General features: G+C 64.4%; 22 protein-coding genes. 4 read left to right on the top strand and 18 right to left on the bottom strand.

From position 1 onward, the window contains the following. Positions 1 to 220 precede the first annotated feature (220 nt). The 10 genes from GGR33_RS21235 to GGR33_RS21190 all read right to left on the bottom strand — a co-directional run bounded on the left by GGR33_RS21235 (position 221) and on the right by GGR33_RS21190 (position 9,459). Entirely contained in the window at positions 221 to 1,222 is a 1,002-nt protein-coding gene (locus tag GGR33_RS21235; RefSeq protein WP_183509063.1) for an ABC transporter substrate-binding protein, read from the bottom strand. 46 nt (positions 1,223 to 1,268) lie between these two features. Then, positions 1,269 to 2,897 (bottom strand): thiamine pyrophosphate-binding protein, encoded by a 1,629-nt coding sequence (locus GGR33_RS21230; protein ID WP_183509061.1) that lies wholly within the window; start codon positions 2,895 to 2,897, stop codon positions 1,269 to 1,271. A gap of 61 nt (positions 2,898 to 2,958) precedes the next feature. Then, complete coding sequence (locus tag GGR33_RS21225) at positions 2,959 to 3,702, bottom strand: sulfite exporter TauE/SafE family protein (protein WP_183509058.1); 744 nt, start codon at positions 3,700 to 3,702, stop codon at positions 2,959 to 2,961. Then, complete coding sequence (locus GGR33_RS21220) at positions 3,695 to 4,558, bottom strand: amidohydrolase family protein (protein ID WP_183509056.1); 864 nt, start codon at positions 4,556 to 4,558, stop codon at positions 3,695 to 3,697. The genes GGR33_RS21225 and GGR33_RS21220 overlap by 8 nt, the downstream gene beginning before the upstream one ends. A 149-nt stretch (positions 4,559 to 4,707) precedes the next feature. After that, positions 4,708 to 5,379 (bottom strand): fumarate hydratase C-terminal domain-containing protein, encoded by a 672-nt coding sequence (locus GGR33_RS21215; protein WP_183509054.1) that lies wholly within the window; start codon positions 5,377 to 5,379, stop codon positions 4,708 to 4,710. Positions 5,380 to 5,384: 5 nt separating this feature from the next. Next, a complete protein-coding gene (locus GGR33_RS21210) occupies positions 5,385 to 6,344 on the bottom strand; it encodes a fumarate hydratase (RefSeq protein WP_183509052.1) in 960 nt (319 codons plus the stop codon). A gap of 40 nt (positions 6,345 to 6,384) precedes the next feature. Then, positions 6,385 to 8,121: an L-aspartate oxidase gene (locus GGR33_RS21205; RefSeq protein WP_183509050.1), complete on the bottom strand. Its 1,737-nt coding sequence runs from the start codon at positions 8,119 to 8,121 to the stop codon at positions 6,385 to 6,387. Between the two features lie 8 nt (positions 8,122 to 8,129). Further along, positions 8,130 to 8,480, bottom strand: a complete 351-nt coding sequence (locus tag GGR33_RS21200; RefSeq protein ID WP_183509048.1) for a succinate dehydrogenase, cytochrome b556 subunit — start codon at positions 8,478 to 8,480, stop codon at positions 8,130 to 8,132. Then, positions 8,477 to 8,806: a succinate dehydrogenase/fumarate reductase transmembrane subunit gene (locus GGR33_RS21195; RefSeq protein ID WP_183509046.1), complete on the bottom strand. Its 330-nt coding sequence runs from the start codon at positions 8,804 to 8,806 to the stop codon at positions 8,477 to 8,479. The genes GGR33_RS21200 and GGR33_RS21195 overlap by 4 nt, the downstream gene beginning before the upstream one ends. Beyond that, complete coding sequence (locus GGR33_RS21190) at positions 8,803 to 9,459, bottom strand: succinate dehydrogenase/fumarate reductase iron-sulfur subunit (RefSeq protein ID WP_284211767.1); 657 nt, start codon at positions 9,457 to 9,459, stop codon at positions 8,803 to 8,805. Before GGR33_RS21190 ends, GGR33_RS21195 begins: the two co-directional genes overlap by 4 nt. On the opposite strand from GGR33_RS21190, the gene GGR33_RS26060 reads away from it, so the two are divergent. Further along, positions 9,415 to 9,630, top strand: coding sequence for a hypothetical protein (locus GGR33_RS26060; RefSeq protein ID WP_246413393.1), 216 nt, complete (start codon positions 9,415 to 9,417; stop codon positions 9,628 to 9,630). The two genes, GGR33_RS21190 and GGR33_RS26060, sit on opposite strands and share 45 nt — an antisense overlap. A 184-nt stretch (positions 9,631 to 9,814) precedes the next feature. Here the strand turns inward: GGR33_RS26060 and GGR33_RS21185 are convergent, their stop codons facing one another. Together GGR33_RS21185 and GGR33_RS21180 are read right to left on the bottom strand one after the other, a co-directional pair. Next, the gene (locus GGR33_RS21185) at positions 9,815 to 10,753 is read right to left on the bottom strand and encodes a LysR family transcriptional regulator (RefSeq protein WP_183509042.1); all 939 of its coding nucleotides are present in this window, start codon (positions 10,751 to 10,753) and stop codon (positions 9,815 to 9,817) included. A gap of 119 nt (positions 10,754 to 10,872) precedes the next feature. Further along, positions 10,873 to 12,372: a CoA-acylating methylmalonate-semialdehyde dehydrogenase gene (locus tag GGR33_RS21180; RefSeq protein WP_183509040.1), complete on the bottom strand. Its 1,500-nt coding sequence runs from the start codon at positions 12,370 to 12,372 to the stop codon at positions 10,873 to 10,875. Positions 12,373 to 12,493: 121 nt separating this feature from the next. Between GGR33_RS21180 and GGR33_RS21175 the strand changes: the two genes are divergently transcribed. After that, on the top strand, positions 12,494 to 13,387 hold the full coding sequence (locus GGR33_RS21175; RefSeq protein WP_183509812.1) for a LysR family transcriptional regulator: 894 nt from the start codon (positions 12,494 to 12,496) through the stop codon (positions 13,385 to 13,387). Positions 13,388 to 13,529: 142 nt separating this feature from the next. On the opposite strand, the gene GGR33_RS21170 is transcribed toward GGR33_RS21175, so the two are convergent. The 6 genes from GGR33_RS21170 to GGR33_RS21145 form a co-directional block, all read right to left on the bottom strand. Further along, positions 13,530 to 14,162, bottom strand: coding sequence for a tyrosine-type recombinase/integrase (locus GGR33_RS21170; RefSeq protein WP_183509038.1), 633 nt, complete (start codon positions 14,160 to 14,162; stop codon positions 13,530 to 13,532). 280 nt (positions 14,163 to 14,442) lie between these two features. Beyond that, positions 14,443 to 15,816, bottom strand: a complete 1,374-nt coding sequence (locus tag GGR33_RS21165; protein WP_183509036.1) for a sensor histidine kinase — start codon at positions 15,814 to 15,816, stop codon at positions 14,443 to 14,445. Next, entirely contained in the window at positions 15,800 to 16,480 is a 681-nt protein-coding gene (locus GGR33_RS21160; protein WP_183509034.1) for a winged helix-turn-helix domain-containing protein, read from the bottom strand. The genes GGR33_RS21165 and GGR33_RS21160 overlap by 17 nt, the downstream gene beginning before the upstream one ends. A gap of 167 nt (positions 16,481 to 16,647) precedes the next feature. Continuing rightward, positions 16,648 to 16,992, bottom strand: coding sequence for a hypothetical protein (locus GGR33_RS21155; protein ID WP_183509032.1), 345 nt, complete (start codon positions 16,990 to 16,992; stop codon positions 16,648 to 16,650). Positions 16,993 to 17,059: 67 nt separating this feature from the next. After that, entirely contained in the window at positions 17,060 to 17,905 is an 846-nt protein-coding gene (locus GGR33_RS21150; protein ID WP_183509030.1) for a MipA/OmpV family protein, read from the bottom strand. Then, the gene (locus tag GGR33_RS21145; RefSeq protein ID WP_183509029.1) at positions 17,902 to 18,363 is read right to left on the bottom strand and encodes a hypothetical protein; all 462 of its coding nucleotides are present in this window, start codon (positions 18,361 to 18,363) and stop codon (positions 17,902 to 17,904) included. The genes GGR33_RS21150 and GGR33_RS21145 overlap by 4 nt, the downstream gene beginning before the upstream one ends. A 288-nt stretch (positions 18,364 to 18,651) precedes the next feature. On the opposite strand from GGR33_RS21145, the gene GGR33_RS21140 reads away from it, so the two are divergent. Continuing rightward, positions 18,652 to 19,443: a COG4705 family protein gene (locus tag GGR33_RS21140; protein ID WP_183509027.1), complete on the top strand. Its 792-nt coding sequence runs from the start codon at positions 18,652 to 18,654 to the stop codon at positions 19,441 to 19,443. A gap of 61 nt (positions 19,444 to 19,504) precedes the next feature. Next, entirely contained in the window at positions 19,505 to 19,924 is a 420-nt protein-coding gene (locus GGR33_RS21135) for a histidine kinase (RefSeq protein ID WP_183509024.1), read from the top strand. Positions 19,925 to 20,188: the final 264 nt, after the last annotated feature.

Here is a 20,188-nt window from a genome sequence, read left to right as displayed (position 1 = left end):
CAAGCTATCGTTCAAGGATTTTCAAGTTTGCCGTAGAGGAAGGTGCTGTCTCGATCGCCAAGGCTTCTGCTCTCGTGCTCTCGGAGTAGCCCGAGGTCATGATCTAGCGGCGATCCCGTTGCTGAAAGCCAATCATTTGGCGATTTCTTCCGACGTTCCGACGAGATCCTTTCCGCTCTCGTCCTTCCTCAGCGTGATTGGGCGGCTGCACGGGCGCCGATCAGTTTCCATCCTTTGCGTGCAAGAACGGGAAAAATAGATCGGTCCAGATCTTCGGACTGCGCGAAATCAGACGGGTTCGATACATGAACTCGTAATATTTCGCCATTGCCTGCGGCGTGGTCGTGAACCTGACCTGTGGGTCGTTCAAGATTTGCTCGATGAGCGCAGCATCGCTCGGATCCTTCGCGAGCCGGAGATAGCTCGCCGCGGCGGCCTTTTTGTCGGCTTGGATGATGCCGATGGCCTCCTCCAAAGCTGCCATGAATGCTTCGCTGATCTTCGGATTGGCATTCACGAACTTCGAAGACGCCCACACGACATTGAAAGTCGAGGGCATCCCCAGAATATCGAATGAGTTCAGGATGGTTCGGATGCCGGGCCTGCGGGCTTCGAGTTCCTGGATCGGTGCAGCCGTGAAGTGGGCTGTTATTTCCTGGCCTGCGAACAGAGCCGCCATGCCGTCCGGGTGTGAAAGCGTGACCGTCAGCTGGTCCAGGTCGTTGCGATGGTCCTCGCCGAGCTCTTTTTCGGCTGCCATCTGAAGAAAGACGGCCTGGACAGATACCTTGACGGCAGGCAGCGCAATTTTGTCGGTCCTCTTGAAATCCTTCAGGGATTTGATCGCGGGGTTGTTGGTATTCATCAGAAGCGGCATCGAATTCATGGCGGCCATGCCTTTGACTTCGAGGCTGCTGCCGGCCGTTTTCGACCAGAGGAGGATCATCGGCGGGACGCCACCTGCAGCGAACTGGATGGCATTCGATAGAAGCGCATCGTTCATGGCTGCGCCGCCGGCCAGCGTGACGTAATCGACGCCGATGCGGCCGAGACCTCTGGCGGCAGCCTGCTTCTGAAGCAGCTCCCGTTCTTCCATGATCATCAGGGGCAGGTGACCGATACTCGGCTGACGCGCGATGCGAACGTCGCTCGCTTCGGCGCTGGCGAGATTGGGAACTGAAAGAAGTGCGGCGGCCCCGGCAAGTAGCTGACGTCTCTGCATTGTCTCCTCCCGCTGACCTTGCTGATCACATCGCCTCGATCGGTCGTTACCTCGATCGTCGAATCGCAGGAGCCGGGACGCCCTCGATCATCACGTTGATGCAGGCTGGCTTTCCGGTCGCGTGAGCAGCCTCGAGCGCTGCCGGAAGCTCTTCGGGCGACGTCACCCGCATGCCGATGCCACCGAGCGCCTCGGCGACCTGCTCGTAGCGCGACGGCAGCAGCTCGCAATTCTTGGCGCGCTCGATCCCGAAGGAGCGCAGCTGGATCTGATATTCCGCATTCCATCGGGCGTCGTTTCCGATGACCACGATGATCGGCAGGTCGTAGCGGACGGCCGTGTCCAGCTCGGCCATGTGGAACCCGAACGTGCCGTCCCCGAGGATCGCGACCACGGGGCCGGCTGGGTTCAGGCAGCGCGCAGCGATGGCGAACGGGATCGAGGCTCCGATCGTGCCCGAGACGCCGTTCACGAGGCGACGCTCGCCCTTGATGATCGCCTGCGGCCACTGGCCGATTTCACCGCCGTCGCAGATGAGCGTTCCGCCTGGATGCTTGCCCAGGAAATCGCGAACGGCACGGCAAAGCTGCACCGGGTGCACGCGGCCCGGAGATTCGGCGGCGTCCCATTCCGGCGGTTCGTAGGACAATGCCTCTGTGGCGCGCCGATACCATTCGCCCTGCCTGGAGCCGGCCGGGACTTCGGACGAACCGAGCGCTTCGAGGACAGCGGAAGGATCGCCGATGCCGGAGGCGAGGAGTCGATCGCCCTTGCTGCGGGCCGCCCTTGCGACGAGTTCCGGATCCGGATCGATGACGACGAACTTGCAGTCGCCCGAAACCGCGGGTGCGTCACCGAATTTCAGCGTGAAATCCAATGGCTTGCCGATTAGAACGAGCAGGTCTGCCTCCTTCAGGACTTCCGCGAAACTCCCGAGTGCTGGATCGTTGATCCCTCTCGGGCTTTCCATCGCCACGATCGGGACACCGAGGCGCTGCGCGAGGGCGTTCGAGGCGGCTCGCTGCGTGTCCCCACCCAGCGCCGGACCGACCACGATCAACGGCCGTTCGTGATCCGCTACGATCTGCGTCACGCGATCGATCAGATCGGGCGCAGGGGTCGCCGCTTCACGCGCGATCGCATCCGGAAGGCGGATGCTGCGCTCATCGACGGATTCTTCGAGGAGATCGACCGGAAGGGCGAGGTGGACCGGACCGGGCCTTCCCTCCAGAGCGATCCTCATGGCCGCCGCGAGGTCGGTTCCGAGCGTCGCGACGGACGAAGCCGTCCAGGACGCCTTCGCCATGGGCCGCGCGATATCAGCCTGGGCGAGTTCCTGAAAGGCCCCGCGCCCCAACTCCTTCAGCCCGGCATGCCCGGAGAGAAGGAGCAGCGGCGACTCGGCCGCCAAAGCCGTGAACAGGGCCGCGGCACCGTTCGACATGCCTTGGCCGCCCGTAACCAGCGCGACACCGACCTCGCCGGTCAATCGCCCCCACGCATCCGCCATGTGCACGCAGGCCGCTTCCTGACGGACGTGGACGATCTCGATCTTCGTGGCGAGCAAGGCGTCGAAGATCGGCATGATGTGGTTGCCGGACAGCGAGAAGATCCGGGTCACGCCGAGCCGTTCGAGCGTCTTCGCGACGACATCCGCACCACGCATTCGATCCATGAGGTGTGCTCCTGTTCACGATGCCGTCGTTGAAACGCGGATGCCCGAGCTCGGCGTGACGTCAGTGCCCCAGGCCTGGAAGAGCCAGAACGGTCGTGGTCAGCCCCAGCACGGCAAGCAGGGCGAGCACGACGGATCGAAACATTTTCTGGTTGATGCGCGAGAAGAGGGCCAGACCGAGCAGGACGCTGACCAGAACGACGGGGATGCCCACCTTCAGGTCGTCGACGAGTTCCGGGGGGAAGGGGTCGTAGAGCGCGAGAATGGCGAGGGACCAGACCTGCATCACGAGCGTGAAGCTCTGATAGACGGCCCGCTGGATACGCGGCTCCCAGTCCCTGAGCATGCTCCAGGCCGTCGGCAGGGCACCGGACAGGCCGGCGATCCCTCCGAGAATGCCGCCGACGAAGCCGACGAAGCCGTCGACCCACAAACCCTTGACCTTCACGTGGAAGTCCGAGCGCAGGCAGGCGAGGAAGATCGCGTAGGCGATGAGAAAGATCCCGATCGAAATCTTGATCGCGGTCGGGCGCAGCTCGTGCAGAAGGACGATCCCGATCGGCGCTCCCAGGAGCCCGGGAAGGATCATGGCGAGGGCCGTCGGCCAAGGCGGCGCCGTCTTCAGGCGAACGATGGCGATGACGTTCGAGAGGATGCTGCAGATCAGCACGAGCGCCGCAGCTTCGATCGGCGGCTTGATCGTCAGCAGGATGCCCGACGCGATCAGCGAGAAGGCGAAGCCCGTCAGCCCGGAAATGAAGCCGGCGCCCCCGAGGCAGGCTGCCACCATGAGCGTCTCAAGCACGGGCGGCCCCTTGCGAAACCGTCAGCTTCAGAAGGTCGCTCGCATTGGCCCACATGATCTTTTCGAGGTTCTCGGGCGCGATGGGCAGTTTGCGGAACCAGTCGCAATACCGGTCGACCGGCGCGAACGGGAACGCGCTCGCGTAGAGGACACGGTCGGACAGCCAAGTGTTCGCGGCTTGGACGTAGTCGTCCATGCCGGGCATGTTGGCGAGGAGGTAATCGGGCGAGAGGTAGAGGTTCGGCCGCCGGAACGCGACGTGGAGGATCTGGTGAACCCATGGCCAGTTCCCGTGCGAAGAGACGATCTTCAGCTTCGGAAAGTCACCGAGAACGCGGTCGAGGGTTTCGGGTGCGGTGTAGCTGATGTCGGGCCCGGCATTGCCGCCGGTCATCAGGATCAGCGGAACCTCCCGGTCCTCGAGGAGGGCATAGAGCGGATACAGCCGGCGGTCGTCGGTGTGCATCGGCGGCATCGCACCGCCGGGCTCCATGTTGAACAGTGCGAACCCGGCTGTGAGGCAGTCCTCGATCTGCCGCATCGCCTTCTTGCGGTCGGCGGGATCGATCGAAGCGGCAGGGATGAAGCGGCCGGCATGCTGGTCGCAGAACGCCTTCACGGTGGCGTTGTCGACCGAGCCCAGGCTGCCGGATTCCCGGCCGACCACCACGCCATGGGTGATGCCGGCCCGGTCCATCTCGGCCAGGAGACCGTCGACCGACTGCGCCTGCGCGGCGGGGGACGGCGCGAAGCCGATGGCGCGGGCGATCCGGTCGCGCCGCTCGCTGCCGGCATACATGGCCGTGTTCAGGAAGTCCTCGAATGGCGGCCTGATGCGGAAGTCGATGATCCTCAACGCGCGTCTCCCATCGACATGCTTTCGGCTTCAGGCAACGGTAACCCGATGCCGCACCCGGTCTGCCGAGGCGGCCTGCGAAGCTCAGCAACGACGTTTCCAGGTTGCCTCGGATCGACGATCGGCGTGCCGACCGGCGAACGGGCTCGTCAGATCACCTCGTCGGTCTTGTCGTCGGTCTCGCCGTAGCGGCGCAGCGTGGCGGGCTTGGTGCCCTCGTAGAGCTGCGCCAGTCCGGGCGCGATCTTCTCGTTCTCGCGCTCGAACAGGGACGCACCGTCAAGGTCACTCTCGACGATGAACGGCCCGAAATGTTCGACGTCGAGCACCCAGACCGCCTGGGCGAGACCGAGCTCGTTGCGCCAGTAGACGCCCGGCACGTCCTTGATGCCGCGGCCGAGCAGCGCGCCGGTGCCGTAGCCGACGGTCGTCAGGTAGATCGCCTTGTTGGGCACGAAGACGTTCCGATAGATCTCGGAGGTCATGCCGCCCTTACCGATGATGATGTTGCAGCCGGAGAGCTTGAACCAGCCATCCAGCCACTTCGCGAAGCGGAACGAGGCGGTGGCCGTTACCGCGCCGACGTTGAAACGGCCGTCCGGTTCGATCGAGGCGGCGGGCGAGCAGTGGAAGTTCGCCGTGCCGAGATCGACGTTGGCGGCGGGCATCCCGGCGCCCTCCTCGATGGCACGTTTGTAGACGCCCTCGCGTGCCGTGAAGAGCCGGCCGGTCAGGTAGACGACCGTGCCGATCTCGAGCTTGCGAAGCGCCTCGACGGAGGCGGGCAGGGTCAGCTCAACGGTTTTGATGGTGCTGGCCATGGCCGTCACTCCGCCGCCATCGGGACTGGCGTGTGCCACTCGACCGTGGCGCGGCGCGAGTAGTCGGTGAACCAGTCCGGGTCGGTGCGGTACTCGACCCTGCCGTCGCCATGAATGCGCGCCGTCGCCCTGCGCGAGGACAGGCAGAACATGTGCACGCTCATCGGCATGCCGCCGGTGTGGCAGTAGCCGACCTCGATGTTGCAATCGACGACCATCGACGAGCCCATGAAACCCATGGCGCCCATGCCGATCGAGTTGCCGAGTTCCTTGAACTCGTCTTCGAGCTCCGCGATCTTCGGGTCCGGGTTGCGGCTGCCGACCGTGCGCAGGCAGGAGGCCTGCTTTCCGAGCACCATGCAGGCGTCCTTCGAACCGCCCAGGCCCACCCCGACGATGGCCGGCTGGCAGGCCAGCCCGCGCTTGCCGAAGGCGACAAGGGTGTCGAGGAAGAAGCGTCGGATGCCCTGCATGCCGTCACCGGGAAACAGCATCCGGTAGTCGGAGCCAAACAGGCCGCCCTTGTGGACGGTCGTCAGGTCGATCCAGTCGGCATCCGGGTGGAAGGCGTATTCGATCTCCGGCGCGTTGATGCCGACATTGTTGTCGTGGTCGGTTCGCCAGAGCGGATGGACCCGGTTCGGACGAAGCGGAATGGACTGCGTGGCATTCGCGGTCGCGCGCCTCAGGGCGCTCTCGACGCCGATGGGACCGCTCTCGGGCCGGGCGTCGTTGCCGTATTTCACGTACCAGCGCGGCACTCCCGTGTCGCCGCACATCGCACGCCGATCTTCCTTCGCCGCTTCGTAGTTCTCCAGCATCGCCTGGATCACGAACGAGGAAAGGTCGCCCTTCTCCGTATCGGCGCAGCGCCGGAGGCCCCCGAGATAGTCTTCGGGAATCTCGATGGCAGCCTTCTCCATCAGAGTTTCGGCCGTCTTCTCGATCGTTGCGAGAGGGATCATGGCTGTCTCGACGAATATCGATCTGGAGATGGAGTGCCCGCTATTCCGCGGCGACGGCCTGCACGAGCAGCGACTCGCCCGGGCGAACCCTGGTGAACTGGACCGGCTCGTCGGTGATCGTCAGGTCCGAGCCCGTCTGCCTGACGACCGTGAAGGTCGAGGTTTCGAGATCGCCGGGTTCGGGGAAGTCCGACCTGAAATGCGCGCCACGGGAGTTCGTTCGCCGGGCCGCGGCGAGCGCGATGACGCGGCTGGTCTCGACGAGCGACCGGAGGTTCAACCAGTCGTGCCAGGTCAGGTTGAAGGCACGGTCGCCATCCGGGACGCCGATCTCCATCAACTCGGCCTCGATCGCGTCCAGGCCTTCGAGCCCACGGGCAAGCCCGGCGGCGTCGCGCACCACACCGACATCGTCCCACATCAGGTCCATCAACCGTTCGCGCAGGCGATTGACGTCCCCGGGCTTGCGGCCGAACGGATAGGTGCAGCGCGCGGCTTCATGGGCGATCGCGACTTCGTCGGGAGGCCGGTGGCCGCCATTGGCGGCGATCCATGCCGGCACGACGTCGCCCGCGATCCCGCCGAACACCGTCGAGTTGGCGACTCCGTTGCCCCCGAGCCGGTTGGCACCATGCATGCCGCTCGCATCCTCGCCCGCAACGAAGAGCCCCGGCATGTCCGTGGACGTGTCGGGACGGCAGATCAGGCCGCCCATGAAGTAATGGGCTGTCGGAACCACTTCGACGAGACCGCCGGCGAGATCGAAACCGCAATCGCGGCAGCGATCGACCATGCCCTTGAACTTCTTGGCCACGTCAGCGGGGCCGAGATGGCTCATGCGGATGTAGACCCCCCCATTGGGCGAGGTTCGGCCGGCCTTCATCTCGGCATAGATCGAGCGGCTGACCACATCGCGGGTCGCGCGTTCCAATTTCGGATCGTAGTCGCCCATGAACCGGCGCTCTGCACCGTCGAGGAGATGACCGCCGGCACCGCGCAGGCCCTCCTCGAGAACCGTGCCCGTCATCCGTGTATCCGGACCCGCGAGAAGGCCGGTGGGGTGGAACTGGACCATCTCCATGTCGCGCAGCGGCAGGCCGGCACGTAGCGCCATGGCGAGCCCGTCCATGCTCTTGTCGCCGGACGGCGTGTGATAGCGGTACATCGTCGGTCCGCCGCCGGTCGCCATCAGGACGGCCCGCGCCTGTACGAAGCGGAGCTTGCCGGTCCGGATGTCGATCATCAGGATACCGGACAGAGCCTTCCCGCTGGTGTCCGGGATCATCGCGATCGCCCGATGCTCCTCGAGCTTCCGGATCGAGCGGCGCTTCCACACCTGCTCCATCAGCCGGTTGATGATCTCGATGCCCGTGAGGTCTCCCTTGTGGACGGTGCGGTCGAACGTCTGGCCGGCGAAGGCCTTGCCATGGAGCGAGCCGTCGGCGTTCCGATCGAAGAAGCAGCCGACTTCGTTCTCGAGTTCCCGGACCCGCTCCGGCGCGGTCGAGACGAGAGTCCAGGCCAGTTCCTGATCGGGCAGCCATTTGCCGCCCTCGATCGTGTCCATGAAGTGGCGCTCGATCGAGTCGCCATTGTGCAGGGCGACGTTGTAGCCACCCTGGACCATGCGGGTGCAGCCGCATTTGCCGAGCAGCCCCTTGGTCGCGATGGTGACGGTCAGCGACGGGTCGCGGTCGTGCGCATGCAGGGCGGCGAACAAACCCGCCCCACCCGAACCCAGGACCAGGATATCGGTCTCGATGCGTTCGATGCTCATCGTCGACCTCACAGAACCCGGATCAGGAATGCGAATGCGAGCATCGCCGCAGCGCCACCCGCCGCCGTTGCCACCCGGAACTGGTTCACGCGCCAGTCGAAGTTCTCGACGAACAGGACGCGCAATCCTCCCAGGAAATGGACGCCGAGCAGAAAGACGAGGCCGCCTTCGGCCAGCTTGATCAGCGGGATGTCGGTCCAGCGCAGGAAGGAATCGAGCCGGGCCGCACCTTGAAGCGACAGACCGAGCGCCAGGAAGTGAAGCGGGAGGAAGAGCGCGAGGCCGATGCCGGAGACCCGGTGGACCATGGCGGCGATCCAGAGCGCATTCCGGCGATAGGGGCGCGGAGGTGCGCTCATGCGAACACCACGGCGAAGACAGCCCGGGCGCCGAGCAGGATCAGGAGGATGCCCAGTCCGGACGACAGAAAGGCCGCGGCCCGGTCCCGGACGGGAAGCCATTCGACGAGGATGTTCCGGATGCCGATCGAGGCGTGGATGGCGGCTGCGACGACGAATGTTCCATAGAACATCGCCCAGGCGATGCTGCCGCGGGTACGGCCGAGGATGTCGTGCGCCGTCAGACCCTGGCGCGTCGCGTAGAACATAACGGCCAGATGGATGAGCACCAAGGGTGCCATCAGCGCGGCAGTGCCGCGCTGCCAGATGTAGAGCCTCACGTTCATGGCTTCAGCTCACCCTTGAGATAAGCTTTCGTCGCCAGCCTCTTCAGCAGCGAGATCGACCCCGTCGGGTTGAGGCTCTGAGGACAGTATTCTTGGCAGGATTGATGGGTGTGGCAGGCATGGCATCCGCCATTGGCCGCGACAGCGGCAAGTCGCGGCTTCTGAGCGCTGTCGCGGCGGTCGTTCATCAGCGTCCACGCCCTGTTGAGGGCGGCCGGTCCGAGATAGTCGTCGTTCCAACGCACCGTGTCGCAGCCGGCGTAGCAGACCCCGCAATTGATGCATTCGATGCCCTCGTCGGCCGCGATCCGTTGCGGCTCGTTGGGGCGGATCGGTTCGACCGGCTCGGCCCGCGACTTCGACGGCTCGAACACGCCGCCGGCCTTCTGCCACTTCTCGAAGAAGGGCTGCATGTCCGCCGCAAGATCTTTGATGACCGGCAGGTTCGAAAGCGGCGCGATCTGAAGCTTTCCGTCCTTCGCAACCTTGGAGACGTGCGTCCGGCAGGTCCATCTCGGACGACCGTTCACGGTCATGCCGCATGAGCCGCACATTCCGACGCGGCACGCGAAACGATAACTCAGTGTCGGGTCGATGTGCCGCTGAACATGCGTGACGACATCAAGAACTGTCTGGTTCTGACGATTGGGCACGGAATATGTTTCGAAGTTTCCATCCTGGCCGCCGCGCCAGATAGACACCGTCAGGGAGGCATTATCCGCCTGCGGCATCCTCAATGTCCTCCCGCGTATCACTTTCTTGAGAATTTTTCTAACATCGCCCTTGATTTACAACAATCGAATTTCCTTCAAGATTATCTTTGATGATTTTGAAGATACGCAGTCGATCGCGATGCCTCGGCAGGCCTCTATGGAGCTGCGCGTGTGCTTCGCCGCCCTGACACCGCTAGAGGGCTGTCCTCACCCGTCGCGGATAGAACGCGGCGGCGGGATCGATGGCCGGAGCCGGTGCCGGATCGTCGAAGACGCAGGCTCTTCGACCGCGTTTTCAGGTCTGGTCGCCACCGTTGCCGGTTCGCTTTGGCCGCCGCGGCGCGACGCGATCGATGCGCCCAGAGCCGGGAGCCGCTTCGCGTTTCAGGACGTCCAGAAGGACGTCGACCAGCGCCGCTTTCGCGTGCTCCTCCATCTGGACGACACCAACGATCCTCTGCGTCGTCGGCCCCGAGAATCGAACGGTCCGCACGGGCAAATCGCTCGCGTCGTCCGTCGAACGCTGAGGAACGACCGACACGCCCAATCCGTGATGGACCATCGTTCGGATCGCCTCCAGCGTGTCGAGCACCATCGCCTCGCGGACCTGGATCTTTCGTCGCTTCAGGAAGTCGTCGATCAGTTGCCCAACCCACGCGTGCCGCGAGTAGCGGATGAACGGGTATGCCGTCAGCAGGTCTTCCGCCTTCTTCGCCGGAGCATCGAGCGGAGTGATCAGGACCAGCGGCTCCTGGGAAAACGGCGACCAGCGAAGGCCAGCGTTCGAAAGCTTGAAATCGCTGACGACCGCCGCATCCATCGCACCCTTCTGGACGCGGCCGACCAAGTCTTTCGACAGGCCCATGGCCAGTTCGACGTGAAGCGCTGGGTAGCGCTCCCGGAGAGCCTTGAGCGCCTTCGGCATGACGCCGGTCATCACGCTCGGCACGACGCCGAGCCTGAGATGTCCCTCGACCGTCGTGTCGTTGATCACCTGAAACAGGCGGTCGTAGGCAGCGACCGCTTCGATGGCGTGCGGCAGCAGAGCCCGCCCGACCGACGTCAAGGTAGGGGGGCGGTTCGAACGATCGAAGAGCGCCACCCGGAACTCGTCTTCCAGCACCTTCATCTGGACTGTAATGGCAGACTGCGTCCGCCCGACGGTCTTGGCGGCCGCAGCGAAGGATCCACCCTCGGCGACGGCAACGAAAGTGCGAAGTTCCCGAAGCGACAATCCGCCGACTCTTCTTCTTGAGCGCCGTTCAAGAAATCATACGGGTAGCTGGCAATCGGCTCAATTCCGCCGTCGCCTCGTTCGTCGGATACGTGTTCGGGCAAGCCGGGCGGCGGACCCTATTTCATGGTCGGCATGACGAACTCGGCGCCTGCGCGAATGCCGGTCGGCCAGCGGGTCGTGATGGTCTTCAGGCGGGTATAGAACCGGACGCCTTCCGGGCCGTGCATGTGGTGATCGCCGAACAACGAGGCTTTCCAGCCACCGAACGAATGGAAGGCCATCGGCACCGGGATCGGCACGTTGATCCCGACCATGCCCACCTGGATCTCATGGGCGAATTCCCGCGCCGCATCGCCGTCACGGGTGAAGATCGCGGTGCCGTTGCCGAACTCGTGCTCGTTGATCAGCTTGGCCGCCGTCGCGTAGTCGGGGGCTCGGGTGATCCCGAGGACGGGTCCGAAGATCTCCTCCTTGTAGATCCGCATGTCCGGCGTGACGTGATCGAACAACGTGCCTCCGAGGAAGTAACCGTCTTCGTAGCCCTGGAGCTTGAGGTCGCGACCGTCGACCAGCAGCTCGGCCCCTTCAGCCACGCCCTGATCGATATAGCCGCGCACCTTCTCGTAGTGCTGCCTCGTGACGAGCGGCCCCATTTCCGACTCGGGATCGGTTCCAGGGCCGACCTTGAGGGCGTTGATCTTCGGGACGAGCTTCCCGATCAGAGCATCTGCGGTCTTCTCGCCCACCGGCACGGCGACGGAGATCGCCATGCAACGCTCGCCCGCCGAGCCGAAAGCTGCACCCATCAGAGCATCGACCGCCTGATCCATGTCGGCATCGGGCATGACGATCATGTGGTTCTTGGCACCGCCCAGGGCCTGCGCGCGCTTCCCGTTCGCGGTTGCAGTCGAATAGATGTACTTCGCGATGGGCGTGGAGCCGACGAAGCTCACGCCGGCAATGTCGGAATGGTGCAGCAGGGCGTCGACCGCCTCCTTGTCACCCTGGACCACGGAGAACACGCCGTCCGGAAGACCCGCCTCCTTGAGCCACTCGGCCATCAGGATCGACGGGCTGGGATCACGCTCCGACGGCTTCAGGATGAAGCAGTTCCCGCAAGCCAGTGCGACGGGGAACATCCACATCGGCACCATGACGGGGAAGTTGAACGGCGTGATGCCGGCGACGACGCCGAGGGGCTGCCGCAGCGCATGGCTGTCCACCTGCGTCCCGACGTTTTCGGAGAACTCCCCCTTGAGGAGCTGAGGGATGCCGACGGCGAACTCGACGACTTCCAGTCCGCGCTGAACCTCGCCCTTCGCATCCGAGTGCACCTTGCCGTGCTCGGCCGTGATCAGGGCCGCCAGCTCGTCGATGCGCTCTTCGCAGATACCGAGGAACTTGTTGAGGATCCGCGCGCGACGAAGCGCAGGAGTCCGGGACCACTTCGGGAACGCTGCAACGGCAGACGCGACCGCACGATCGACTTCGGATGTGCTCGCGAGCGCGACGACACCCGTCTGTTCGCCACTTGCCGGATTGAAGACCGGCGAAGTCCGGTCGCTCCGGCCGCCTGCGCGGCTGCCATCGATGTAGTGGCCGATCTCGGTGGGCATGGCAGATCCTCTCTTTGGGCGGCAGCAGCGCATCTGCCCGTTTATGGCGAGCTTTTTCGGACTACGAAAAATATGTTTCAATAGCCGATACCGCTCAACCGTTGTGCGCAAATCAATGCCCCTGAACTGGGACCACCTCCAGATTTTCCTGGCCGTTGCGCGTCACGGGCAAATGCTCGAGGCCGGGAGAAGGCTGGGCCTCAACCACGCGACGGTCGCTCGCCGTCTCGGCAGTCTGGAAGAGGAGATCGGCACGACGCTGTTTCATCGCCGGCCGAACGGCTCCGCTCTCACCGAGGCCGGAGAGCGCCTCATGCCCGTCGCGGAGCGCATCGAGGCGGAGGTCATCGCCGCAACCTCGCAGATGCATCTCGGCGACGTCGAGCCAGCCGGCACCGTCAGGATCGGCGCTCCCGACGCGCTCGGAAACCTCTTCCTGTCACGCGAACTCGGCCAGCTGGCCATCCGCTATCCCGATCTGGTCGTCGAACTCGTGCCGTTGCCGCGGACGTTTTCGCTGTCGCGGCGGGAAGCCGAGCTCGCCATCGCTCTCGACCGGCCTACCCACGGCCGCATGACCCTCGCGAAGCTGACCGACTACAGCCTCGGGCTCTATGCGGCACGGTCCTACCTCGATCGCGAGGGAATGCCCGAGACGCCCTCCGACCTATCCCGGCATGCGGGCGTGACGGGCGTCGACAATTACACTTACGCTTCCGCGCTCGATTACGCCGCTTTTCTGGAGGATCGGACACGGCGCGTGTTCAGGTGCGCCAGCGCGATCGGACAGCTCGAAGCGGTGAGAGGCGGAGCCGGCATCGGTATCCTGCACGATTTCGCGGTGGCCGATTGCCAGGAGCTCGTCCGTGTCCTGCCGGACACCCAGTTCCGGAGAACCTACTGGCTGATGTCCCATCCGGACAGCCACGACGCACGTCGCGTCGCGGTCTGCCGGGAGTTCATCATTCGTCGGTTTCGCGACGAACGGCACCGATTCCTGCCAGGGCATTCATGATCGCCGATCAAGGGGGCACCGTTTTGGGCCAGGGCGGGTCCGCTTTCGGGAATCGCAGTTCGCGGATGAACGGCGAGATTGGGCGCTATCCGGCTCGGCGGTTTTGGGGCTCCTCGGCGCGCTGGCGCCGAGAAGCTGCCTATCAGATCTCAGTCGCCTCGGCCAAAATGAGCGCATCTTCGACATCGACGCCGAGGTAGCGCACCGTGCTCTCGATCTTGGTGTGCCCGAGTAAGATCTGCACGGCGCGCAAGTTGCCCGTCCGCGTGTAAATCAATGATGCCTTCGTCCGCCGGAGCGAGTGCGTGCCATGGTCCTCGCGTCTTAGGCCGATGCCCGTCACCCACTCATCGACCAATCGGGCGTACTGCCGGGTGCTGATATGGCCCGTGTGGTCGATCCGGCTTGGAAAGGCGTAGTCGTCCAGCGTGCCGCCACGGCATTCCAGCCACGTCAGGATGCTGGTCCGGGCTGGTTCGAGGATTTCGAATTGCACGGGGCGGCCAGTCTTGCTCTGGATAACGATAGCCCGTGTGCGAACGCGACCGCCGCTCACGAGATCACCGACCCTGAGTTTTACGAGATCGCAGCCGCGTAGCTTGCTGTCGATAGCGAGATCGAACATCGCACGATCACGGACGCGCTGCTCGCGGTCGAGCCAGAAGCGGACTGCCCAGACCTGCTGCGGTTTGAGGGCACGCTTGGCGCCGAGCTTGCGGCCAGCATTCCATGCTCGGCGATTCTTGAAGACCGGATCATTTTCAGAATGTCCCATCGTCGTTCTCCCAGCCGGCCTACGCCGGCAGGGAAATGAACGGCGACCGCAGTGCGTTCGAAACAGCGGAAGGCCGAAAGCGAAACAGCTGCTTTGATGTCAATCCAGCGCAGATGCGGACGCAAAAGAGCAATTTTATTCGGCGAGCCCTTCTTGCCGGTGGTCAACGTTTAGCGCAATCGCCGCGCGAAAGAACAGGCTGCGATATTTAAATAAAATTTCCGGACGACAGATAAATTTCTAAAATAGATACTTTTATTACAATTGTATTTCGACAACTTCAAGATTTATTTGGAAAGATGATTTTTACACGCAATCCTGGCCTGTTATCGGCTAGGACGATCTTCGCCTTGTGCAGGTCGACGATCGCGGCGACGGCGCTCAGGCCGAGGCCGTTGCCGGGGGTGCTGCGGCTCTTCTCGAGGCGGTAGAACCGGCGAAACACCTTCTTCGCCTCGTCGGCGGGAATGCCGGGACCGTCGTCGGCGATGACGGCGGCAATGCCCGCTCCGGCCGCGTGTTGGCAGAGTTCCAGACGGATCGCCGTCCCGGACGGGGTATGGCCGATCGCGTTCTCCAGGAGATTGGAGAAGAGCTGCGTCAGGAGCTGATCGTCTCCCTCGACGAGCAGGTCCGGCTCGATGGAGCAGCTCAGCGACCGCCCATTATCCTCGATGGACGGGAGGTAGGCTTCGGCGACGGTCTGAAGGCACTCGGAGAGGTCGACGCGGGTGAAGGCCGAGCGCCGGGTGCCGGCATCGATCTGGGCGATCCGCAGCAGGGCCGAGAAGGTCGCGAGAAGTCCGTCCGCCTCGGCGATCGCCTTGTCCACCGCCGCTTCGTACTGGACGGTCGTCTCGGCCCGCGTGCGGGCTTCCTCGAGATTCTGCCGCAGCCGGGCGAGCGGTGTTCGCAGGTCGTGCGCGATGTCGTTCGAGACCTGATGCAGGCTCTCCATCAGCCCGTTGATCCGGTCGAGCATGGTGTTGAGCGTGGAGGAGAGATGATCGAACTCGTCTCCGGCCTCGGTGATCTCGATCCGTCTCGTGAGATCGCCTGCGATGATGGCCTCGGCGGCATGTGTCACCCGGTCGACGCGCCGCAGCAGCCCCGTGGACAGGATGACCCCTGCGAGGAGCCCGAGCAGGGCTGAGATGGCCAGGACGACGTAGAACGCGCTGGAGACGACGTCCTCGACGTCCTCGATGCTCCTCATGTCGTCGGCGACGAGCAGGGTCATGCCCTCGGCGAGAGGCTGCCGGGCGACCAGCATCGCGTCCGAGCGACTCAGCGCGACTTCCCTCGCCTCGCCTGCCGCGAACCGGCTCGACTTTTCGACGACGCGAAGGAGGATGGACTCGCCTGCGAGCTTCTTCCCATCGGCGGACACGACGAGGAACTGCAGGCGGTTCTCGCCCTTCGCCAGCTGGGCTCTGATCAGTTCGAGGAAGGCATCGCGCCCGTATTGCTGAAACTCGCCCTTGAGCTCTGCGATCTCCTCCTCGACCCGCTGCTGGGCCTGGAGCCTGAGGGCGCGCGTGACCAGGGCCTCGGCACTCAGGCCGACCGCCGCCACCGAGATCACGAAGACGATGGTGTGAGCGAGGGCGAAGCGAAAGGCTGCGTTGCGGACGATCTTAGGGAGTCGCGGCACGCAGCAGGTATCCGGAGCCGCGGACGGTCTCGATCAGCTCGGGGGTGAAGCCCTTGTCGATCTTGGATCGCAGGCGGCTGACATGCGTCTCGACGATGTTGGTCCGCGGGTCGAAGTGGAATTCCCAGACGTTCTCCAACAGCATCGTGCGGGTCACCACGCGTCCGGCATTGCGCAGCAGATATTCCAGAAGCCGGAATTCCCGGGGCTGCAGATCGATCTCCTGCTCGCCGCGACGGACCTTTCGGCTGATCAGGTCCATTTCGAGGTCGGCCGCGTGCAGCACGGTCTCGACCTGCGTCAGCGGCGGGCGCCGTCCCAGGGCGCTGACGCGAGCCAGGAGCTCAGCGAAGGCGAAGGGCTTGATCAGGTAGTCGTCGCCGCCCGCCTCGAACCCGTCGACCCGGTCGCCGACGCCGGACATCGTCGTGAGGAACAGAACAGGCGTCTGGACGCCCGCCGCCCTGACCGTCTTCACGACGCCGAGCCCGTCGAGGCCCGGCAGCATGCGGTCGACGATCATGACGTCGTAAGCGCCCCCGGCGGCGTGAAACAGTCCGTCCCTGCCGTTCTCGGCCCGATCGACCACATGCCCCTGTTCGGTCAGGCCGCGGGTGATGAACGAGGCGGTGTCGGCATCGTCCTCGATGACAAGGATCTTCATGGGGCAGAGGCTGCGGTCTGCGCTTTCGCGCCTTGACCGCGGTCTACCGGATCACCTGCGTGAAGTATCGTTACAGTTTCTCAATGCGGCATAGGGACGGGACCGGCCGGCGTTTGTTCAGTATTCCTCCGCTTAGCCCGCCTGCCGTTACGGTCCTCGACCGCGCCTCATTTGCGGCATCCGGCCAGTTGTTTTTCCTCGATGGAAAAGACGTCGCCCTCGACGACGTCGACATCGCGAACCGTGCAGGCCAATCCGTGCCTCGTTTCGAGCTTCACGTCGTAGCGGCCGGACCGAAGCCCGGGGATCTTCAGGCGCTCGTCGTAGTCGACCGTCCCGTCGCTGTCGTTGGCGCATTGGTTCTCGCCGAACCGGTCGGTTCCAGCTGGAGCCAGCTTGAGGCTCGTCACAGTATCCCCGGTCAGGTTCCAGAACCGGGTCGGCTTCTCCTTCGCCTCGGCAGAACCGCAGATCAGGCCGATGGCGAGGGGCCAGAGCGTGAGGCTGCGCATCGCGTCGATCTCCTTCGGTGGCATTGATGCGGCCGGGTCGTCGAGCCACGCTCATGACGAGCCCCGCTCACGGGATGAACGGCAGATTCGCGTGAAAGGAATAGGTGACGCCGAGCCCGGCGGTGAGTTGATCGACGGAGCCGAGCCGCCGGGTGATCGGGCTCGCGGCAGCATCGCCGACGAGATGCTCGTAGCGACCATAGAGCGTGGTCCGCCACGAGGGCGACCAGTCATAGGAAACCGCCGACGTCAGGCCCATGCTCTGGAGACCGCCTGCGGCGCGGTAGGGCTGGAACAGGCCGTTCCTCGACGAGGCTGCCGGGCTTACGCCGAATTGCCGTTGGGCCAGTGCGGCATCGAGGACGCCGAAGCGGGGACCGACCGAAACCGTGACGGCGCCGAAACGCTCGAACAGATCAGCGGACAGGTCGATGGCGAAACCATCATTGCCGCGCAGGCCGTGGCGCAACTCGGCTCGGGTCCGGAGTTGATCCGGAAGCACCCAGAGGTCGGCGAAGATGCCCCCTTCGATCGCCCAAGGGTCGCGGTCGAGGCCGGCGAAGCGGCGATCGACACTGGTATTGCGGCCCTGGCGCAGGTTGACGACCGGGCCGAGCTTGAACTGCGTCGCGTCCAGGATCGGAACGCCGAGGCTGTCGTCGGGAGAATCGAGGGCGAACGGTTCGTCGGGCCTGCGGATGGTGACGGCCGGATAGCCGAACGGCCCGTACCGTTCCGCGCCCAGGTATTTCGGCCCGAACAGCGAGAAGGCCGTCACCGACACGACCCGATCCTGGGTGGCCGGCCGGGTGCCTTCGGACAGATCCGCCGCAGATCCGGACGAGACCTGCAAGACGAGGAAGGCGGCTGCCGCGAGGACGCGTGCCCGGGTCTCGACGCTCGGGCGGCTCACCAGCAGGCCACCTGGGTGAGCCAGACCTTCGACTTGCAGGCGAAGGCATGGGCGACGTCGATGCGCCCCTGAGGCGTCATCCGGCAGACCTGGCCCGATTCCATGTCGATCTGCTGGCCGTTCTGAAAGCCGTGCCGGCGGCAGATGGCGTCGACGGCACTGGTGCAGTCGCTGCTCGTCATGCCCGTTGGGTCGACGCACGCCTGGTGTGTCGTCAGCAGCGTCGCCGAAGGCAGATCGGGGATCTGCATCCTGCCGAGCGCACGCCCCATATCCTTCCAGCCGTGAACCACCGTGTCGGTGGCGCCGCCGAACCCGGAGGCGATCGCAGCCAAGCCATCGGCCAGACCGGTTTCCGAGGCCCGCGTCTCGGATGGTGCGATCGCGGGGAGACCCGCACAGGCGACGGCGATCGTGGCGGCGAGGCCCGCTCCGCATCTGACGAACGAACCCGTCATGGCTTCCGCTTCTCGTCCCACCATGCGGACCGAAACGATCCGGGATGCTGGCTCTACAGCTCTTCGGGGGTTAGGACGTCTGCGAGGCAACATTCAATAACGGTGAGTATACAAATTCGTATACTTACGATGCGGTCGAAATCAGGGGAATTATACGTCGATAAAAATCGGCGCGACTAAAAGAATTCAAGATTGAAAATCATCAACATGCCAGCCACTTCACTCCAATGATCGCTCGGCCATGGTGCCGTTGCAGCTCGGGTGCTCCGGGTGTTGGAGACGAGAGCCATGACCGCGCCTGCGCGAAGCGACATGGGCACGATGCTCAACAAGGTCCCGGCGGTCACGCTGATCTTCTGGGTGATCAAGATCATGTCGACCACCGTCGGCGAGACCGGGGCCGACTACCTCGCGGTCAATGTCGGCCTCGGCACGGTGACGACCACAGCAATCATGGCCGCGTGTCTCGCGGCCGCCCTGGTTCTGCAATTGCGGATGCGCCGCTACGTGCCGTGGATCTACTGGCTGACCGTCGTCCTCGTCAGCATTGTCGGAACGCAGATCACCGACTTCCTGACGGACAAGCTGGGCATCAGCCTCGAATTCAGCACCGCCGTCTTCGCGGTGGCCCTGGCCGCGATCTTCGCCGTCTGGTTCTTCGTGGAGCGAACCCTCTCGATCCATTCCATCGTGACTAGGCGCCGCGAGCTCTTCTACTGGCTCGCGATCCTGTGCACCTTCGCCCTCGGGACGGCGGCCGGCGACCTGGCCACCGAAGCGTTGGGGTTCGGGTTCTATCTGGGCGTCTTCGCCTTCGGCTCGCTCATCGCCCTCATCGCGCTGGCCTACGAGTTCGGCGCCAATCCGGTCCTGACCTTCTGGCTCGCCTACATCCTGACGCGGCCCCTCGGCGCGAGCCTCGGTGATCTGCTGTCCCAGTCCCGCGAGTATGACGGGCTCGGCTTCGGCACGGTCTATACGAGCCTCTGCTTCCTGTCCGTCATCGTGGTCCTCGTCGCCATCGTGACCGTCAAGCCCGCCGCCGCAGAACGACGCGCGCCGGCCGGCGGCCAGGCGTAGCCCGCCGGCACCCCATCACTCCCATACCGCCACCTCTCCCCCGCAAAAGGAAACCTGCGTCATGACCAGACATGCGATGATCGGCGCCGCCATTCTGTCGTTGGGTCTCGGGACCGTCCTCGGAGGCGCGGCGGGCATGACCCTCGGCTTCCCGATGGGAATCGAGCGGGCGGAGGCTGCCGCGTCGAAGCTGGGCGACCTGTCGAAGTTCAGGATGATCGTCGTCGATACGCAGGCCTATGTCGAAAAGGGCGACCTCGGCGGCGCGAAGACCCGCATCAAGGATCTCGAAATGTCCTGGGACGAGGCCGAGTCGGGCCTGAAGCCCCGTGCGGCGGCGGATTGGCACAAGGTCGACAAGGCCATCGACGCCGCGCTCGAGGCGTTGCGCGCCGGGACACCGGACGCGGCTGCCTGCAAGACGACGCTCTCCGATCTCCTCAAGACCATGGATCGCATGGCCGGCAAGGACAACGCATAACCGTAACTGGTTGCGATGCCACGGCGGTCGAGGGCCGCTCGGGTGCCGGACAGTTCGAGACGCGGAAAGTACGCTTGCCTCTCACGGATCCCTGGACCGATGTCGACAACAGACGAGGGTTGCTTCTGTCTGCCCTGGTGGCATCCGCGGTCGTCTTCTGTTCGATTGCCTACTTGGTGATCCGAACGGACACCGCTGGATTCGACCGAGATCTGCTCCTGTATCTGCGGGATCCGGCAGATGCTCAAAGGCTCATCGGGCCTG

The sequence above is a fragment of the Methylobacterium brachythecii genome, from assembly GCF_014196345.1.
Taxonomy (GTDB): domain Bacteria; phylum Pseudomonadota; class Alphaproteobacteria; order Rhizobiales; family Beijerinckiaceae; genus Methylobacterium; species Methylobacterium brachythecii.
The sequence above is the reverse complement of the archived record's forward strand: the minus strand, read 5'-3'. Positions and strand labels throughout refer to the sequence as shown.

Coding starts and splice junctions, on each gene's coding strand:
- GGR33_RS21235 (WP_183509063.1), bottom strand. CDS start 1,222: ATGCAGAGACGTCAGCTACTTGCCGGGGCCGCCGCACTTCTTTCAGTT.
- GGR33_RS21230 (WP_183509061.1), bottom strand. CDS start 2,897: ATGGATCGAATGCGTGGTGCGGATGTCGTCGCGAAGACGCTCGAACGG.
- GGR33_RS21215 (WP_183509054.1), bottom strand. CDS start 5,379: ATGGCCAGCACCATCAAAACCGTTGAGCTGACCCTGCCCGCCTCCGTC.
- GGR33_RS21210 (WP_183509052.1), bottom strand. CDS start 6,344: ATGATCCCTCTCGCAACGATCGAGAAGACGGCCGAAACTCTGATGGAG.
- GGR33_RS21205 (WP_183509050.1), bottom strand. CDS start 8,121: ATGAGCATCGAACGCATCGAGACCGATATCCTGGTCCTGGGTTCGGGT.
- GGR33_RS21200 (WP_183509048.1), bottom strand. CDS start 8,480: ATGAGCGCACCTCCGCGCCCCTATCGCCGGAATGCGCTCTGGATCGCC.
- GGR33_RS21195 (WP_183509046.1), bottom strand. CDS start 8,806: ATGAACGTGAGGCTCTACATCTGGCAGCGCGGCACTGCCGCGCTGATG.
- GGR33_RS26060 (WP_246413393.1), top strand. CDS start 9,415: ATGCGTGACGACATCAAGAACTGTCTGGTTCTGACGATTGGGCACGGA.
- GGR33_RS21180 (WP_183509040.1), bottom strand. CDS start 12,372: ATGCCCACCGAGATCGGCCACTACATCGATGGCAGCCGCGCAGGCGGC.
- GGR33_RS21170 (WP_183509038.1), bottom strand. CDS start 14,162: ATGGGACATTCTGAAAATGATCCGGTCTTCAAGAATCGCCGAGCATGG.
- GGR33_RS21160 (WP_183509034.1), bottom strand. CDS start 16,480: ATGAAGATCCTTGTCATCGAGGACGATGCCGACACCGCCTCGTTCATC.
- GGR33_RS21155 (WP_183509032.1), bottom strand. CDS start 16,992: ATGCGCAGCCTCACGCTCTGGCCCCTCGCCATCGGCCTGATCTGCGGT.
- GGR33_RS21145 (WP_183509029.1), bottom strand. CDS start 18,363: ATGACGGGTTCGTTCGTCAGATGCGGAGCGGGCCTCGCCGCCACGATC.
- GGR33_RS21140 (WP_183509027.1), top strand. CDS start 18,652: ATGACCGCGCCTGCGCGAAGCGACATGGGCACGATGCTCAACAAGGTC.
- GGR33_RS21135 (WP_183509024.1), top strand. CDS start 19,505: ATGACCAGACATGCGATGATCGGCGCCGCCATTCTGTCGTTGGGTCTC.